The sequence below is a fragment of the Mycobacterium riyadhense genome, assembly GCF_963853645.1.
Classification (GTDB): Bacteria; Actinomycetota; Actinomycetes; order Mycobacteriales; family Mycobacteriaceae; genus Mycobacterium; species Mycobacterium riyadhense.
This window is the reverse complement of record NZ_OY970456.1, coordinates 4,887,512-4,905,735: the sequence shown is the minus strand read 5'-3', so window position 1 is coordinate 4,905,735 and position 18,224 is coordinate 4,887,512. Positions and strand designations below refer to the sequence as shown.

Here is an 18,224-nt window from a genome sequence, read left to right as displayed (position 1 = left end):
CGCTTATCAAGACGTATGTCGAGGTTGGGCGGTAGTTGGCGATGGTGTTCTGTCGCCACGGGATGGCAGGAGCCCGTAGAGGCGGCGAACGTGGGCAGCGTCCTGACCGGTTGGGGCAGCGCTCGGGGTCCGGGTCGGGATTATCCCTGTGGCTTCCGCACTGTTGGCGAGTGTGTTGGGCCGGCGCCTGCGGCCATTTGAGGGAGCCCCAACCTTTACGCACGGGGCAGAGGTAGGCCGGCGGCACCGGCGGCCTCGCCCAACCAGGCGGCCAGGACGGTAAGCGGGGCGCCAACGGCCAGGACGGCAACAGCCTCTAGCTGCACGCACTCGCCCGACACGCTGCCAAACCATCCCTGAGCGCTGACGACTAACGGCACCGGCTACCGGATCAACTGTCGAACACTTTCCCTTGTTATTCCGCAATCCGCGACGGGTGGGGCGATCGGGCAATACGCTCTTATTGTTTACGCATGTCGAGATATGCGTTAGTCGTGTGTCAACACCGCGGATGGTGAGTGGCAATGGTGTGTGTATCGCGCTGGGATGGCAGGAGTCCTTGATGTCGTATGTGTCGATCGCTCCGGATGTGCTGGCTGTGGCCGCCCGGGAGGTGGCGGGTATTGGTGTGTCGGTGGGTGCGGCGAACGCGGCGGCGGCATCGTCGACCACGGTGTTGGTGGCTGCGGCTGGTGATGAGGTGTCGGCGGCGATTGCGGCGTTGTTTGGTGCCTATGGCGTGGAGTATCAGGCGTTGAGTGTGCAGGTGGCGGGGTTTCATGAGCGGTTTGTGCAGACTTTGGCGGTTGGGGGCGCAGCTTATGGTTCGGCGGAGGCAGCCAACGCGGCGCAGGTGGTGCTGGGTGTGGTTAATGCGCCGAGTCAGGGGTTGTTCGGCCGTCCGTTGATTGGTGATGGGGCGAATGCGAGCACCCCGGGTGGGGCGGGTGGGGATGGTGGGTGGTTGTGGGGCAGTGGTGGTGCCGGGGCGGCGGGGGCGGTCGGGCAGGCCGGCGGGGCTGGCGGGTCGGCGGGGTTGTGGGGTAATGGCGGGGCCGGCGGGGCTGGGGGTGCTGGTGGGGCGACCGGTGGGGCCGGTGGGGCTGGCGGGTGGTTGTTGGGGGTTGGTGGGGCCGGTGGTGCCGGTGGTGCCGGCGGTGGGGCCGGCGGTGTCGGGGGTAGCGGCGGGCTGGTGTGGGGCGGCGGCGGGGTCGGCGGTGTCGGCGGGATCGGTGGCGGGACCGGAGGGGCTGGTGGGCGTGCGGAATGGCTGTTCGGTGCTGGCGGGGCCGGCGGGGCTGGCGGAGCGGGTTTTGATGCGGTTGTTCCCGGCACCAGCGGCGGGGCCGGTGGGGACGGTGGGGCCGGCGGAGCTGGAGGCTTGTTGGCCCCTGGTGGGGCCGGTGGGGCCGGCGGGGTCGGCGGCAACGGCACTACTAGCACCGCGGTCGGCGGGACCGGCGGGGTCGGCGGGGCCGGCGGTAATGGCGGCGTTGGGGGCGGCGGGGCGCTGCTGCTGGGTGCCGGCGGACAGGGCGGGACCGGCGGAGTCGGGGGGATCGGCGGTGGCGGCGGGACCGGCGCCGATGGCGCGGTGGCTGGGCTGGGCGGCGTCGGCGGTGACGGCGGCACCGGCGGTGCGGGTGGCAGCGCCGGTCATGGCGGGGCTGGCGGGGCTCGCGGGCTATTGAGCGCTAATGGCGCGGCCGGTGGTGCGGGCACTGGCGGGGTCGGGGGAGTCGGCGGTCAGGGTGGGGCGGGCAGCCAAGGCTCGGATGCCGCCGCGGGCTCTGGCGCCACCGGCGGCACCGGGTTTGCTGGTGGGGCCGGCGGTACCGGCGGTCAAGGCGGTCAGGCCGCGGTGGGGGGCATTAACGGCTCTGGTGGTCTCGGCGGGGCCGGCGGCATTGGCGGAGCGGGTGGAGCGGGCGGGTCAAGTGTCACCGGGCCGGCCGGTGTCGGTGGTGTCGGCGGGGTCGGCGGCGACGCTGGAGCTGGTGGCGCCGCCGGGGTCGGCGGCTCGGGCGGGGCGTCTGGTCGCGCGGGCACCGGTGGTACTGGCGGGATGGGCGGTACCGGTGGCACCGGGGATCACGGTCTTGACGCGGCTGCGGGTTCCGCCGAACAGGGCGGCACCGGTGATACCGGCGGTGCCGGCGGGGCCGGTGGGGCCGGTGGCAACACCGGGGTTGGAGGTATCAACGGAACCGGCGGGACCGGCGGCACCGGCGGGACGGGCGGTGCCGGTGGGGCCGGCGGCAGCGGCACCATCGGTGGGTCGGCCGGTGGCGTCGGCGGGATCGGCGGCACCGGCGGGGCTGCTGGCGCGGGTGGTGCGGTCGGTACCGGGGGTATCGGCGGGACGGCTGGCAATGCGGGCACCGGCGGTCAGGGCGGCACCGGTGGTCACGGCGGGGCCGGTTCGGTTGGTAGCGACGCCGCCGCGGGTACCGGCGCGACCGGCGGCACCGGGTTTGCAGGTGGGGCCGGCGGGGCCGGCGGCGCCGGTGGTCACGCCGGCATCGGAGGCATCAACGGTGACGGCGGCACCGGTGGGACCGGCGGCACCGGCGGACACGGCGGGGCCGGCGGCTCGGGCACCACCGGCAGCGCCACCACCGCCGGCGGACAAGGCGGACAAGGCGGCGCGGGCGGAAAAGGCGGGCTCGCGGGAGCCGGCGGAGCATCCGGCGGCACCGGCGGCAGCACCGGCGCAGCTGGGGTTGCCGGCAACGGCGGCAACGGCGGGGCCGGTGGCGCCGGCGGTAATGGTCTCGATGGTGGGGCCCACACCGGCGCGGCCGGCGGTAATGGCGGGGCCGGCGGTGCCGGTGGCAGCGGTGGTAACGCTGGCGGCGCCTCTGGCACCAGCGGCAGCGGTGGGGTCGGCGGTCACGGTGGCGCCGGCGGCCACGGCGGCTCGGGCCACGCGGACACCGGAGCCGGCGCGGGTAACGGCGGTGCTGGCGGTAACGCCGGCGGCGGCGGCAGCGGCGGCGCGGCGGGCAGCATTGGCGGTGGCGGCACTGTCGGCAATGGTGGTAACGCCGGCACCGCGGGTAGCGGTGGACAGGGCGCCGACGCCGCCGTTGGTAGCGGTCACACCGGCGGCCAAGGCGGACAAGGCGGTCACGGCGGCCAAGGCGGCAGCGCCGGCGGCGCTGCTGGCATCGCGGGCACCAGCAGCAACGGCGGCACCGGCGGACAAGGCGGCACCGGCGGCACGGGGGGTGCTCCGGGCGGTGCTGGGGCCGGTGGTGCCGGCGGGGCCGGTGGCACCGGCGGCGCCGCGGCCTCGGTCGGCAGCGGGGCAAAGGTGGGCAACGGCGGGGTCGGCGGCAACGGCGGCGCCGGCGGTAATGGTCTCGATGGTGGGGCCCACACCGGCGGGGCCGGCGGTAATGGCGGGGCCGGCGGTGCCGGTGGCAGCGGTGGAAGTGCTGGCGGCGCCTCTGGCACCAGCGGCAGCGGCGGGTCGGCGGTGGCACGGTGGCGCCGGCGGCCACGGCGGTTCGGGCCACGCGGACACCGGAGCCGGCGCCGGTAACGGCGGTGCCGGCGGTAACGCCGGCGGCGGCGGCAGCGGCGGCGCGGCGGGCAGCATCGGCGGTGGCGGCGCCGTCGGCAATGGTGGTAACGCCGGCACCGCGGGTAACGGTGGACAGGGCGCCGACGCCGCCGTTGGTAGCGGTCACACCGGCGGCCAAGGCGGACAAGGCGGTCACGGCGGCCAAGGCGGCAACGCCGGCGGCGCTGCTGGCATCGCGGGCACCAGCAGCAACGGCGGCACCGGCGGACAAGGCGGCACCGGCGGCACGGGGGGTGCTCCGGGCGGTGCTGGGGCCGGTGGTGCCGGCGGGGCCGGTGGCACCGGCGGCGCCGCGGCCTCGGTCGGCAGCGGGGCAAAGGTGGGCAACGGCGGGGTCGGCGGCAACGGCGGCGCCGGCGGTAATGGTCTCGATGGTGGGGCCCACACCGGCGGGGCCGGCGGTAATGGCGGGGCCGGCGGTGCCGGTGGCACCGGTGGAAGCGCCGGTGGCGCCACGGGCACCAGCGGCAACGGCGGACACGGTGGCACCGGCGGTGCCGGCGGAAGCGGCGGTTCGGGCCACGCGGACACCGGAACCGGCGCCGGTAACGGCGGTGCCGGCGGCAACGCCGGCGGCGGCGGCAGCGGCGGCGCGGCCGGCAGCATCGGCGGCGGCGGCGCCGTCGGCAACGGTGGTAATGCCGGTACCGCCGGTAACGGTGGACAGGGCGCCGACGCCGCCGTTGGCAGCGGTCACACCGGCGGCCAAGGCGGACAAGGCGGTCACGGCGGCCAAGGCGGCAACGCCGGCGGCGCTGCTGGCATCGCGGGCACCAGCAGCAACGGCGGCACCGGCGGACAAGGCGGCACCGGCGGCACGGGGGGTGCTCCGGGCGGTGCTGGGGCCGGTGGTGCCGGCGGGGCCGGTGGCACCGGCGGTACCGCGGCCTCGGTCGGCAGCGGGGCAAAGGTGGGCAACGGCGGGGTCGGCGGCAACGGCGGCGCCGGCGGTAATGGTCTCGATGGTGGGGCCCACACCGGCGGGGCCGGCGGTAATGGCGGGGCCGGCGGTGCCGGTGGCACCGGTGGAAGCGCCGGTGGCGCCACGGGCACCAGCGGCAACGGCGGACACGGTGGCTACGGCGGCGCCGGCGGCCACGGCGGCTCGGGCCACGCGGACACCGGAACCGGCGCCGGTAACGGCGGTGCCGGCGGCAACGCCGGCGGCGGCGGCAGCGGCGGCGCGGCCGGCAGCATCGGCGGCGGCGGCGCCGTCGGCAACGGTGGTAATGCCGGTACCGCCGGTAACGGTGGACAGGGCGCCGACGCCGCCGTTGGCAGCGGTCACACCGGCGGCCAAGGCGGACAAGGCGGTCACGGCGGCCAAGGCGGCAACGCCGGCGGCGCTGCTGGCATCGCGGGCACCAGCAGCAACGGCGGCACCGGCGGACAAGGCGGCACCGGCGGCACGGGGGGTGCTCCGGGCGGTGCTGGGGCCGGTGGTGCCGGCGGGGCCGGTGGCACCGGCGGTACCGCGGCCTCGGTCGGCAGCGGGGCAAAGGTGGGCAACGGCGGGGTCGGCGGCAACGGCGGCGCCGGCGGTAATGGTCTCGATGGTGGGGCCCACACCGGCGGGGCCGGCGGTAATGGCGGGGCCGGCGGTGCCGGTGGCACCGGTGGAAGCGCCGGTGGCGCCACGGGCACCAGCGGCAACGGCGGACACGGTGGCTACGGCGGCGCCGGCGGCCACGGCGGCTCGGGCCACGCGGACACCGGAACCGGCGCCGGTAACGGCGGTGCCGGCGGCACCGGCGGTGGCGGCGGCAACGGCGGAAAGGCCGGCGCCGTCGGCAGCGGCGGCGCCGTCGGCAACGGTGGTAATGCCGGTACCGCCGGTAACGGTGGACAAGGCGCCGACGCCGCCCCTGGCAGCGGGCGCACCGGCGGCCAGGGCGGACAAGGCGGCCACGGCGGCCAAGGCGGCAGCGCCGGCGGCGCTGCTGGCATCGCGGGCACCAGCAGCAACGGCGGCACCGGCGGACATGGCGGCACCGGTGGCACGGGTGGTGCTCCGGGCGGTGCTGGGGCCGGTGGTGCCGGCGGGGCCGGTGGCACCGGCGGCGCCGCGGCCTCGGTCGGCAGCGGGGCAAAGGTGGGCAACGGCGGGGTCGGCGGCAACGGTGGCGCCGGCGGTAATGGTCTCGATGGTGGGGCCCACACCGGCGTAGCCGGCGGTAATGGCGGGGCCGGCGGTGCCGGCGGCCAAGGTGGAAGCGCCGGCGGCGCCACGGGCACCAGCGGCAACGGCGGACACGGTGGCTACGGCGGCGCCGGCGGCCACGGCGGTTCGGGCCACGCGGACACCGGAACCGGCGCCGGTAACGGCGGTGCCGGCGGCAACGGCGGTGGCGGCGGCACCGGTGGCGCGGCCGGCAGCATTGGCGGCGGCGGCGCCGTCGGCAACGGCGGCAACGCCGGCACCGCCGGTAACGGCGGACAAGGCGCCGACGCCGCCCCTGGCAGCGGCCACACCGGCGGCAACGGCGGCCAAGGCGGCCACGGCGGCCAAGGCGGCAACGCCGGCGGCGCTACCGGCACCGCGGGCACCAGCAGCAACGGCGGACAAGGCGGCAACGGCGGCACTGGCGGCTCAGGCCGCACCGACACCGGCAGCGGCGCCGGCAACGGCGGTGTCGGGGGTAACGGCGGCAACGGTGGCAATGGCGGCGCGGCCGGCACCATCGGCAGCGGCGGCACCGTCGGCAACGGCGGCAACGCCGGCGCCGCCGGTAACGGCGGCCAAGGCGGCGGTACCAACTTCCTCAGTCATGCCGGCGGTCAAGGTGGTCACGGCGGCCAAGGCGGCACCGGCGGTAACGCCGGCGGCACAGCCGGTACCAGGGGCAACGGTGGGGCCGGCGGCCACGGCGGCGCCGGCGGCAACGGCGCCGCTGGCTATGACGTTGGAAGCCACGACCAGCCCGGCGGCGCTGGTGGTAGTGGCGGTAACGGTGGTAGCGGCGGAGCGGCCGGCACGGTAGGAACGGCCGGGACCGGCGGTACCGGCGGAAACGCCGGTGCTGGCGGTAACGGCGGAGGCGCCGGCGCTAACGGAACCACTGCCGCCGGTGGCAATGGCGGAGCCGGCGGCACCGGCGGCGCGGGCGGCGCGGCCAACGCTGGTGGAACCAACGGTAACGGCGGGGCTGGCGGCCAAGGCGGGATCGGCGGCACCGGTGAATTCGACGCTGCGTACGCCGGCCAGGGCGCCCGTGGTGGCGACGGCGGCCACGGTGGTGCCGGCGGCAACGCGGGCACCGGCGGGACCGGTGGAATCGGCGGGACCGGCGGAACCGGCGGCCACGGCGGCAACGGTGGCCTCGGCACTGCGAACTTGCTTGGTTACGGTTATGACGCCGGCAATGGCGGCTCCGGCGGCTCCGGCGGCAACGGCGGCAACGGGTTCATAGCGGGCGCGGGTGGCAACGGCGGCGCGGCCGGAAACGGCGGCAACGCCGATATCGGCGTCCTCAAAGACGGCACCGTTGGCAGCGGCGGCACCGGCGGCAACGGCGGCAACGGCGGCAACGGCAGCTCGGGCGCCGCGGACACCGGGGCCGGGGCCGGCAACGGCGGCATCGGCGGCGCGGCCGGCAACGGCGGCCGAGGCGGCACCGCCGGCAAGGGCGGCCACCCCGCCAGCGGCGGCGCCGGCGGCACCGGCGGTGTGGGCGGTAGCGGCGGCGACGGCGCCGCCGGCTTGGCCGGCACCGGTCACAGCGGCGGTGTCGGCGGCATCGGCGGCGCCGGCGGCCACGGCGGTGTCGGCGGCGACGGGTATGGAGGAATCGACGGCAAAGGCGGGACCGGCGGCAACGGCGGGGCCGGCGGCACCGGCGGTACCGGCGCCGCAGGCATCGGATCCGTTGGTAACGGCGGGGCCGGCGGCGCCGGCGGCACCGGCGGACAAGCGGGTAACGGCGCGATTGGCGGCGGCGACTTCGGCGCGCCGGGCACCAGCGGGACTGGCGGTCACGGAGGCGCGGGTGGCCAGGGCGGCAACGCCAGCGGTACCGGCACAGCCGGTGCCGGCGGCACCGGCGGCACCGGTGGTGGCGGCGGCAACGGCGCGTTCGGCAACTCCCACCAGGGCAGTTCCGGCGGCACCGGCGGTGCCGGCGGCCGCGGCGGCACCGGCGGCCTAGCCGCTAGTGGCGGCACCAACGGCAACGGCGGCACCGGCGGCACCGGCGGCACCGGCGGCGACGGCGGCAACAGCGCCGCAGGCGGCACCGGCGGTACCGGCGGCCTAGCGGGTAACGGCGGGACCGCTGGCTTCGGCGCCGGCAAAGCAGGCAGCGGCGGTGCCGGCGGTCACGGCGGCATGGGTGGGACGGGCGGCCACGGCGGCAACGGCTATGGCGGCAGCAACGCCGGCACCGGCGGCACCGGCGGCACCGGCGGCGGCGGCGGGCAAGGCGCTGCCGGTGTGGGCACCAACGCCAACGCCGGCAACGGCGGCGCTGCCGGCGCCGGCGGAACGGGCGGAAGCGGCGGCAACCTCGACGACCTTGGCACCGGAAAGGGGGGCAGGGCCGGTACCGGCGGCACGGGCGGTACTGGCGGCCTCGGCGGCTCCGGCGGCGCGCCCACTGGCACCGGTACCGGCGGCAGCGGCGGCGCCGGCGGCTCCGGCGGCGGCGGCGGCGCCGGCGGCAAGGTCCTTAGCGGCCCTGGCAACGGCGGCGACGGCGGCGACGGCGGACACGGCGGCAACGGCGGCAACGGCAGGAGCGCGACCGGCGGGCACGGCGGCACCGGCGGCACCGGCGGGCCTGGCTACCAAGGCGGCCACGACGGTAAGCGGGGCGCCAACGGTCAGGACGGGAGCAACCTCTAGCTTCACGGTCACGCTCCCTACCAATCCCCTGGCCGCTGACAACTCACAACACCAGCTATCACTCGCGGCCGGGGGCAGCGCTTGGCTCGAGGCGTTGGCAGTGAACCTCCCGTGCTTGCGCCGCCCGCCACCGGTGTCGGCTGCAGAAGGATCGAGCAACTAGCACTTTCCCTTGTTATTTGGAAATCCGTGACGTAAAGGGCGATCGGGCAATACGCTCTTATTGTTTACGCATGTCGAGATATGCGTTAGTCGTGTGTCAACACCGCGGATGGTGAGTGGCAATGGTGTGTGTATCGCGCTGGGATGGCAGGAGTCCTTGATGTCGTATGTGGTGATTGCTCCGGATGTGCTGGCGATGGCTGCCCGGGAGGTGGCGGGTATTGGTGTGTCGGTGGGTGCGGCGAACGCGGCGGCGGCATCGTCGACCACGGTGTTGGTGGCTGCGGCTGGTGATGAGGTGTCGGCGGCGATTGCGGCGTTGTTTGGTGCCTATGGCGTGGAGTATCAGGCGTTGAGTGTGCAGGTGGCGGGGTTTCATGAGCGGTTTGTGCAGACTTTGGCGGTTGGGGGCGCAGCTTATGGTTCGGCGGAGGCAGCCAACGCGGCGCAGGTGGTGCTGGGTGTGGTTAATGCGCCGAGTCAGGGGTTGTTCGGCCGTCCGTTGATTGGTGATGGGGCGAATGCGAGCACCCCGGGTGGGGCGGGTGGGGATGGTGGGTGGTTGTGGGGCAGTGGTGGTGCCGGGGCGGCGGGGGCGGTCGGGCAGGCCGGCGGGGCTGGCGGGTCGGCGGGGTTGTGGGGTAATGGCGGGGCCGGCGGGGCTGGGGGTGCTGGTGGGGCGACCGGTGGGGCCGGCGGGGCTGGCGGGTGGTTGTTGGGGGTTGGTGGGGCCGGTGGTGCCGGCGGGACCGGCGCCGGGACCGGCGGTATCGGGGGTAGCGGCGGGCTGGTGTGGGGTAACGGGGGGGCCGGCGGTGCCGGTGGTTCGGGCGGTGCGACAGGCGGGGCCGGCGGGACCGGCGCCGGGACCGGCGGTATCGGGGGTAACGGCGGGCTGGTGTGGGGTAATGGCGGGGCCGGCGGGGCTGGGGGTGCTGGTGGGGCGACCGGTGGGGCCGGTGGGGCTGGCGGGTGGTTGTTGGGGGTTGGTGGGGCCGGTGGTGCCGGTGGTGCCGGCGGTGGGGCCGGCGGTGTCGGGGGTAGCGGCGGGCTGGTGTGGGGCGGCGGCGGGGTCGGCGGTGTCGGCGGGATCGGTGGCGGGACCGGAGGGGCTGGTGGGCGTGCGGAATGGCTGTTCGGTGCTGGCGGGGCCGGCGGGGCTGGCGGAGCGGGTTTTGATGCGGTTGTTCCCGGCACCAGCGGCGGGGCCGGTGGGGACGGTGGGGCCGGCGGAGCTGGAGGCTTGTTGGCCCCTGGTGGGGCCGGTGGGGCCGGCGGGGTCGGCGGCAACGGCACTACTAGCACCGCGGTCGGCGGGACCGGCGGGGTCGGCGGGGCCGGCGGTAATGGCGGCGTTGGGGGCGGCGGGGCGCTGCTGCTGGGTGCCGGCGGACAGGGCGGGACCGGCGGAGTCGGGGGGATCGGCGGTGGCGGCGGGACCGGCGCCGATGGCGCGGTGGCTGGGCTGGGCGGCGTCGGCGGTGACGGCGGCACCGGCGGTGCGGGTGGCAGCGCCGGTCATGGCGGGGCTGGCGGGGCTCGCGGGCTATTGAGCGCTAATGGCGCGGCCGGTGGTGCGGGCACTGGCGGGGTCGGGGGAGTCGGCGGTCAGGGTGGGGCGGGCAGCCAAGGCTCGGATGCCGCCGCGGGCTCTGGCGCCACCGGCGGCACCGGGTTTGCTGGTGGGGCCGGCGGTACCGGCGGTCAAGGCGGTCAGGCCGCGGTGGGGGGCATTAACGGCTCTGGTGGTCTCGGCGGGGCCGGCGGCATTGGCGGAGCGGGTGGAGCGGGCGGGTCAAGTGTCACCGGGCCGGCCGGTGTCGGTGGTGTCGGCGGGGTCGGCGGCGACGCTGGAGCTGGTGGCGCCGCCGGGGTCGGCGGCTCGGGCGGGGCGTCTGGTCGCGCGGGCACCGGTGGTACTGGCGGGATGGGCGGTACCGGTGGCACCGGGGATCACGGTCTTGACGCGGCTGCGGGTTCCGCCGAACAGGGCGGCACCGGTGATACCGGCGGTGCCGGCGGGGCCGGTGGGGCCGGTGGCAACACCGGGGTTGGAGGTATCAACGGAACCGGCGGGACCGGCGGCACCGGCGGGACGGGCGGTGCCGGTGGGGCCGGCGGCAGCGGCACCATCGGTGGGTCGGCCGGTGGCGTCGGCGGGATCGGCGGCACCGGCGGGGCTGCTGGCGCGGGTGGTGCGGTCGGTACCGGGGGTATCGGCGGGACGGCTGGCAATGCGGGCACCGGCGGTCAGGGCGGCACCGGTGGTCACGGCGGGGCCGGTTCGGTTGGTAGCGACGCCGCCGCGGGTACCGGCGCGACCGGCGGCACCGGGTTTGCAGGTGGGGCCGGCGGGGCCGGCGGCGCCGGTGGTCACGCCGGCATCGGAGGCATCAACGGTGACGGCGGCACCGGTGGGACCGGCGGCACCGGCGGACACGGCGGGGCCGGCGGCTCGGGCACCACCGGCAGCGCCACCACCGCCGGCGGACAAGGCGGACAAGGCGGCGCGGGCGGAAAAGGCGGGCTCGCGGGAGCCGGCGGAGCATCCGGCGGCACCGGCGGCAGCACCGGCGCAGCTGGGGTTGCCGGCAACGGCGGCAACGGCGGGGCCGGTGGCGCCGGCGGTAATGGTCTCGATGGTGGGGCCCACACCGGCGCGGCCGGCGGTAATGGCGGGGCCGGCGGTGCCGGTGGCAGCGGTGGTAACGCTGGCGGCGCCTCTGGCACCAGCGGCAGCGGTGGGGTCGGCGGTCACGGTGGTACCGGCGGCCACGGCGGCTCGGGCCGCGCGGACACCGGAACCGGCGCGGGTAACGGCGGTGCTGGCGGCAACGCCGGCGGCGGCGGCAGCGGCGGCGCGGCGGGCAGCATTGGCGGCGGCGGCACTGTCGGCAATGGTGGTAGCGCCGGGGCCGCGGGTAGCGGTGGACAGGGCGCCGACGCCGCCGTTGGTAGCGGTCACACCGGCGGCCAGGGCGGACATGGCGGTCACGGCGGCCAAGGCGGCAGCGCCGGCGGCGCTGCTGGCATCGCGGGCACCAGCAGCAACGGCGGCACCGGCGGACAAGGCGGCATCGGTGGCACGGGTGGTGCTCCGGGCGGTGCTGGGGCCGGTGGGGCCGGCGGGGCCGGTGGCACCGGCGGTGCCGCGGCCTCGGTCGGCAGCGGGGCAAAGGTGGGCAACGGTGGGGTCGGCGGCAACGGTGGCGCCGGCGGTAATGGTCTCGATGGTGGGGCCCACACCGGCGTAGCCGGCGGTAATGGCGGGGCCGGCGGTGCCGGTGGCAGCGGTGGAAGTGCTGGCGGCGCCTCTGGCACCAGCGGCAGCGGTGGGGTCGGCGGTCACGGTGGCGCCGGCGGCCACGGCGGTTCGGGCCACGCGGACACCGGAGCCGGCGCGGGTAACGGCGGTGCCGGCGGTAACGCCGGCGGCGGCGGCAGCGGTGGCGCGGCGGGCAGCATCGGCGGTGGCGGCACTGTCGGCAATGGTGGTAACGCCGGCACCGCGGGTAGCGGTGGACAGGGCGCCGACGCCGCCGTTGGTAGCGGTCACGTCGGCGGCCAAGGCGGACAAGGCGGTCACGGCGGCCAAGGCGGCAACGCCGGCGGCGCTGCTGGCATCGCGGGCACCAGCAGCAACGGCGGCACCGGCGGACAAGGCGGCACCGGCGGCACGGGGGGTGCTCCGGGCGGTGCTGGGGCCGGTGGTGCCGGCGGGGCCGGTGGCACCGGCGGCGCCGCGGCCTCGGTCGGCAGCGGGGCAAAGGTGGGCAACGGCGGGGTCGGCGGCAACGGCGGCGCCGGCGGTAATGGTCTCGATGGTGGGGCCCACACCGGCGGGGCCGGCGGTAATGGCGGGGCTGGCGGTGCCGGTGGCACCGGTGGAAGCGCCGGTGGCGCCACGGGCACCAGCGGCAACGGCGGACACGGTGGCACCGGCGGTGCCGGCGGAAGCGGCGGTTCGGGCCACGCGGACACCGGAACCGGCGCCGGTAACGGCGGTGCCGGCGGCAACGCCGGCGGCGGCGGCAGCGGCGGCGCGGCCGGCAGCATCGGCGGCGGCGGCGCCGTCGGCAACGGTGGTAATGCCGGTACCGCCGGTAACGGTGGACAGGGCGCCGACGCCGCCGTTGGCAGCGGTCACACCGGCGGCCAAGGCGGACAAGGCGGTCACGGCGGCCAAGGCGGCAACGCCGGCGGCGCTGCTGGCATCGCGGGCACCAGCAGCAACGGCGGCACCGGCGGACAAGGCGGCACCGGCGGCACGGGGGGTGCTCCGGGCGGTGCTGGGGCCGGTGGTGCCGGCGGGGCCGGTGGCACCGGCGGTACCGCGGCCTCGGTCGGCAGCGGGGCAAAGGTGGGCAACGGCGGGGTCGGCGGCAACGGCGGCGCCGGCGGTAATGGTCTCGATGGTGGGGCCCACACCGGCGGGGCCGGCGGTAATGGCGGGGCCGGCGGTGCCGGTGGCACCGGTGGAAGCGCCGGTGGCGCCACGGGCACCAGCGGCAACGGCGGACACGGTGGCTACGGCGGCGCCGGCGGCCACGGCGGCTCGGGCCACGCGGACACCGGAACCGGCGCCGGTAACGGCGGTGCCGGCGGCACCGGCGGTGGCGGCGGCACCGGTGGCGCGGCCGGCAGCATTGGCGGCGGCGGCGCCGTCGGCAACGGTGGTAATGCCGGTACCGCCGGTAACGGTGGACAAGGCGCCGACGCCGCCCCTGGCAGCGGCCACACCGGCGGCAACGGCGGCCAAGGCGGCCACGGCGGCCAAGGCGGCAACGCCGGCGGCGCTACCGGCACCGCGGGCACCAGCAGCAACGGCGGACAAGGCGGCAACGGCGGCACTGGCGGCTCAGGCCGCACCGACACCGGAACCGGCGCCGGTAACGGCGGGGCCGGCGGTACCGCCGGCAATGGCGGCAGCGGCGGCGCGGCCGGCACCATCGGCAGCGGCGGCACCGTCGGCAACGGCGGCAACGCCGGCACCGCCGGTAACGGCGGACAAGGCGCCGACGGCGCCGTCGTCATCGGTCACGCCGGCGGCCAAGGTGGCACCGGCGGCCACGGCGGCCAAGGCGGCAACGCCGGCGGCGCTGCCGGCATCGCAGGTACCAGCAGCAATGGCGGCACCGGGGGCAACGGCGGCACCGGCGGCACGGGGGGTGCGCTCGCCGGTAGTGGGGCCGGTGGGGCTGGCGGCAACGGCGGCGCCGGCGGCACCGCCGCCACGGTCGGCAGCGGCGCAAAGGTGGGCAACGGCGGGGTCGGCGGCAACGGCGGCAATGGCGGCAACGGCATCGACCACACCGGCGTGGCCGGCGGTAACGGTGGTGCGGGCGGTGCCGGTGGCACTGGCGGTAACGCCGGCGGTACCACCGGCACCAGCGGCAACGGAGGGGCCGGCGGTCACGGCGGCGCCGGCGGTAACGGCGGTTCAGGCCACGCCGACACCGGAACCGGCGCCGGCAACGGCGGTGCTGGCGGTAACGCCGGCAGCGGCGGGAACGGCGGCGCGGCCGGCACCATCGGCAGCGGCGGCGCCGTCGGCAGCGGCGGCAACGCCGGCACCGCCGGTAACGGCGGACAAGGCGCCGACGCCGCCCTTGGCAGCGGCCACACCGGCGGCAACGGCGGCCAAGGCGGCCGTGGCGGCCAAGGCGGCAACGCCGGCGGCGCTACCGGCATCGCAGGCACCAGCAGCAACGGCGGCAACGGCGGCAACGGCGGACATGGCGGCAGCGTCCTGCCCAACGCCCCGGCCGGCGCAGGCGCCGGCGGCGCCGGCGGCACCGGCGGCACCGGCGGCACCGCCGCCACGGCCGGCAGCGGAGCAAAGGTGGGCAACGGCGGGGTCGGCGGCAACGGCGGCACCGGCGGTGACGGCATCGACAACACGAACGGCGGCGCCGGCGGCAACGCGGGCCACGGCGGTGCCGGCGGCACCGGCGGAAACGCCGGCGGTGCGGCCGGTAATAGCGGCAGCGGCGGGGCCGGGGGCCACGGCGGCAACGGCGGCAACGGCGGCGCCGGGGGCATCGACGCAGCCGGCGGCGCCGGTGGTAACGGCGGTGACGGCGGCGCCGGCGGAGCAGCCGGAACAATCGGCAGCGGCGGCACCGGCGGCAACGGCGGCAACGCCGGCAACGGCGGCAAAGGCGGACAGGGCGGCAACGGCCACGCCGACACCGGCAGCGGCGCCGGCAACGGCGGCAACGGCGGTCAGGGCGGCAACGGCGGCAACGGCGGAGCAACCGGCGCGGGCGGCAGCGGCGGCACCGTGGGCAACGGCGGTAACGCCGGCGCCGGCGGCAACGGAGGTCAGGGCGGCACCGGCCAGGCTGGCTCTGGTCATGTCGGCCGTCAAGGTGGCCACGGCGGCAACGGCGGCACCGGGGGCAACGCCGGCGGCACCGCCGGTATTAGGGGCAACGGCGGCGCCGGCGGCCACGGCGGGACCGGCGGCAACGGCGGCTCGGGCTTCAACGACGACGGCTTCGGCGCCCAACCCGGCGGTCATGGTGGTGACGGCGGTAACGGCGGGACCGGCGGAGCGACCGGCACGGTAGGCACGGCCGGGACGGGCGGCGCCGGCGGCGACGCTGGCGTCGGTGGGAACGGCGGAACCGGTGGTACCGGTAAAGGCTCCGACGGCGGCGGAGACGGCGGCAGGGCCGGAGCCGGCGGCACCGGCGGCACGGGCGGCGCGACCAGTGCTGGCGGAATCAACGGCAACGGCGGGGCGGGCGGCCACGGCGGGGTCGGCGGCCAAGGCGGCAACGGCGGCGACAACTTCTTCAGCGGTGGGAACGGCACCCGTGGTGGCGACGGCGGCCAGGGCGGTGCCGGCGGCAACGCGGGCACCGGCGGCGTCGGCGGAACCGCCGGTGCCGGCGGAGACGGCGGCACCGGCGGCAATGGCGGTAACGGCGGTCCGTCGACCCTCGTGGGCGGCCACGGCGGCGCGGGCGCCAACGGCGGCAATGGCGGCGCCGGCGGCAACGGGTTTACCGCCGGCGCGGGTGGCCACGGCGGCCACGGCGGCAAGGGCGGCAATGCCAGCACCGGCACCGTCAAAGACGGCACAGCCGGCAGTGGCGGGGTCGGTGGTACTGGCGGAAACGGCGGCAACGGCAGCTCGGGTGCCGCGGACAACGGGAGCGGCGCCGGCGCCGGGAGCGCCGGCGGCGCGGCGGGCCACGGCGGTCAAGGCGGCGACGCCGGCACCGGTGGCCACCTCGGCAGCGGCGGCGCAGGCGGCGCAGGCGGTGTCGGCGGCAACGGCGGCAACGGCGGGGTCGGCCTGGCCGGCACTGGTCATAGCGGCGGCGCCGGCGGCAGCGGCGGTACCGGCGGCAGCGGCGGCGGCGGCGGCTACGGCAATGGAGGACCCAACGGTGCCTCCGGGGCCGGCGGCAGCGGCGGGGTCGGCGGTCAAGGCGGTACCGGCGCCGCGGGCGTCGGTTCCGTCGGGAACGGTGGTCAAGGTGGCACCGGCGGCGCCGGCGGACAAGCTGGTTACGGCGGGATCGGCTGGGGAGCGCCGGGCACCTCCGGTGCCGGCGGCCACGGAGGCGCGGGTGGCCAGGGCGGCAACGCCAGCGGTACCGGTACCGGCGGCGCCGGCGGCGCCGGCGGCGCAGGCGGGACCGGCGGCGGCGGCACCGGCGGCGACGGTACCAACCTCCCTGGCGGCAACGGCGCCAACGGCGGCACCGGCGGTGTCGGCGGGACCGGCGGCACCGGCGGCGCGGCAGCTATTGGCGGAACCAACGGCGCCGGCGGCACCGGCGGAGCCGGCGGAGCCGGTGGCCACGGCGGCGTCGGCGGCGACAACAACAGCGGGGACGGTGGTCACGGGGGTGCCGGCGGCACCGGCGGTCTAGCGGGTAACGGCGGGGCTGCCGGCTCTGGCACCGGCAAGGCAGGCAACGGCGGGGGCGGCGGCCAGGGCGGCGTGGGTGGGGCCGGTGGCCAGGGCGGCACCGCCTTCGCACAAGGCAACGGCGGCGCTGGCGGGGGCGGCGGCAACGGCGGCGGCGGAGGAAAAGGCGCTTCCAGTTTCGGCAACGCCGGCAACGGCGGCGCTGCTGGCGCCGGCGGGGCGGGCGGCCAAGGCGGCAACTTCGACAGCGAGGGCTCCGGAAAGTCGGGCACGAGCGGCACCGGCGGCAACGGCGGTACCGGCGGCCTCGGCGGCGCCGGCGGCGCGCCGACTGGCATCGGTACCGGCGGTACGGGCGGGGCCGGTGGCAACGGCGGAGGCGGCGGCAACAGCGGCAGGATCATCGGCGGCACTGGCGCCAGCGTCATCGACGGCAACGGCGGCAACGGTGGCAATGGCGGCAACGGCGGCGACGGCAGGGCCGCGCCCGGCGGGCCCGGCGGCACCGGCGGCAGCGCCGGGCTCGCCCACGACGGCGGCCACGACGGTAACCAGGGCGCCAACGGGCAGGACGGCCATATCCTCTAGCAAGACCCGGTCAAGACGTTGGTAGCAGGCGTATCAGCTGTATGCGAGGAGAACCCGGGTGGGGTGTGGCTTCGGCCCCGCCGGTTTCGACGAGCGACGGGGCCACGTCAAGCTCGTCAAGTCCAACGCTCAGCCCCACGACGAGGAGCGGCGGCGCCGGCTCTGGATCGTCTCCGAAAGCACCGGCGTCAGCTTCGGAGTCTGACGGGCCGAACGGCCCGATGCAGTCAGTCCTGCGGTCAGTCGAAGAACGTCAGCGTATGGAGCGGAGATGACCCGGGCCAGTTCCGGCGGCACGGCTTCGCTGACGGCAGGCCCAAGGTGTGCCCCTGGTAGACGACGTGGTAGCGCCGTGGTCGCTGCTGGTTTTCGACAACTCCGTGATGGACGGTGCGGACGATCGTCCATCGCGAGCCGATCGGTGTGGTGGGCGCGATCGTGGCCTGGAATGTGCCGCTGTTGCTGGTGAACAACAAGCTGGGCCCGGCGCTGCTGGCCAGCTGCACGGTGGTGCTCAGGTCGGCTGCCGAAACACCGTTGAACGCAGACTGTGAACCGGCAGCTCGGCGGTCGGCACGGAGATCGTCGGCGCGCCGCGGACTTGCTTAAGCCGTGCACATTGGAGCTCGGCGGGAAATCGGCGGCCAGCATCCTCGACGAGGAGATCGGCTCGCGGATCTGGCAGAGGCAGCGCGCCCCGGTCGAGGGCTGCACCGCCAACGGCATCGACGAGGGCGCCGGGTGGTATGCGGCGGCAGGCGTCCCGAGGGCTGGACAACGGCTGTTTCGTGCAGCCCACCGTCTTCGCCGACCCCGACACCAAGATGACGATCGCGCCGGAGGAGATCGTCGGACGGTGCTCGCCGCCATCGGTTACGACACCGAGGAGGACGCGATCATCGCCAACGATTCGGCGTACGGGCTGGCGGGCGCTGTCTGGACTACCGGCATCCCCAAGGGCATCGAGATTGCGGAGAAGATCCGCAACCGTAACTAGCTCGAACAATTTGGTGCGCTTTTGATCCCTGCTGTCCCTTCGGCGGCTACGAGAATTCCGGCGTCGGCCGGGCGAATGGGCTAGAAGGCGTCGAGCGCTTCACCCGGCAGTAGAGGGTGCTGATGTCGATGGGCTACGCCGTGGACAGCGAAGTACGTCT

Annotated in this window: 5 protein-coding genes and 1 pseudogene; 5 read left to right on the top strand and 1 reads right to left on the bottom strand. The window is 76.9% G+C overall.

All coding sequences use genetic code 11. The features are described from left to right. Nucleotides 1-562 precede the first annotated feature (562 nt). The 4 genes from AADZ78_RS29245 (at nucleotide 563) to AADZ78_RS21605 (ending at nucleotide 17,272) form a co-directional block, all read left to right on the top strand. The gene (locus tag AADZ78_RS29245) at nucleotides 563-3,547 is read left to right on the top strand and encodes a PE family protein (protein ID WP_423752176.1); all 2,985 of its coding nucleotides are present in this window, start codon (nucleotides 563-565) and stop codon (nucleotides 3,545-3,547) included. Further along, on the top strand, nucleotides 3,432-8,429 hold the full coding sequence (locus tag AADZ78_RS21615) for a hypothetical protein (protein ID WP_423752187.1): 4,998 nt from the start codon (nucleotides 3,432-3,434) through the stop codon (nucleotides 8,427-8,429). Before AADZ78_RS29245 ends, AADZ78_RS21615 begins: the two co-directional genes overlap by 116 nt. Nucleotides 8,430-8,751: 322 nt before the next feature. Next, nucleotides 8,752-17,067 (top strand): PE family protein, encoded by an 8,316-nt coding sequence (locus tag AADZ78_RS21610; RefSeq protein ID WP_341343617.1) that lies wholly within the window; start codon nucleotides 8,752-8,754, stop codon nucleotides 17,065-17,067. Between the two features lie 58 nt (nucleotides 17,068-17,125). After that, nucleotides 17,126-17,272, top strand: a complete 147-nt coding sequence (locus tag AADZ78_RS21605) for a hypothetical protein (protein WP_169726290.1) — start codon at nucleotides 17,126-17,128, stop codon at nucleotides 17,270-17,272. Nucleotides 17,273-17,306: 34 nt separating this feature from the next. Here AADZ78_RS21605 and AADZ78_RS29240 read toward each other — a convergent pair whose 3' ends face one another. After that, nucleotides 17,307-17,573, bottom strand: coding sequence for a hypothetical protein (locus AADZ78_RS29240; RefSeq protein ID WP_372510565.1), 267 nt, complete (start codon nucleotides 17,571-17,573; stop codon nucleotides 17,307-17,309). Between AADZ78_RS29240 and AADZ78_RS21595 the strand changes: the two are divergent. Then, nucleotides 17,461-18,177 (top strand): annotated as a pseudogene (locus AADZ78_RS21595) (aldehyde dehydrogenase family protein); the annotation flags it as partial. The gene AADZ78_RS29240 and the pseudogene AADZ78_RS21595 overlap by 113 nt on opposite strands. Nucleotides 18,178-18,224 lie beyond the last annotated feature (47 nt).

What these genes read in the sequence shown, in the direction of transcription:
- AADZ78_RS29245 (WP_423752176.1), top strand. Translation starts at nt 563, where the DNA reads ATGTCGTATGTGTCGATCGCTCCGGATGTGCTGGCTGTGGCCGCCCGG.
- AADZ78_RS21610 (WP_341343617.1), top strand. Translation starts at nt 8,752, where the DNA reads ATGTCGTATGTGGTGATTGCTCCGGATGTGCTGGCGATGGCTGCCCGG.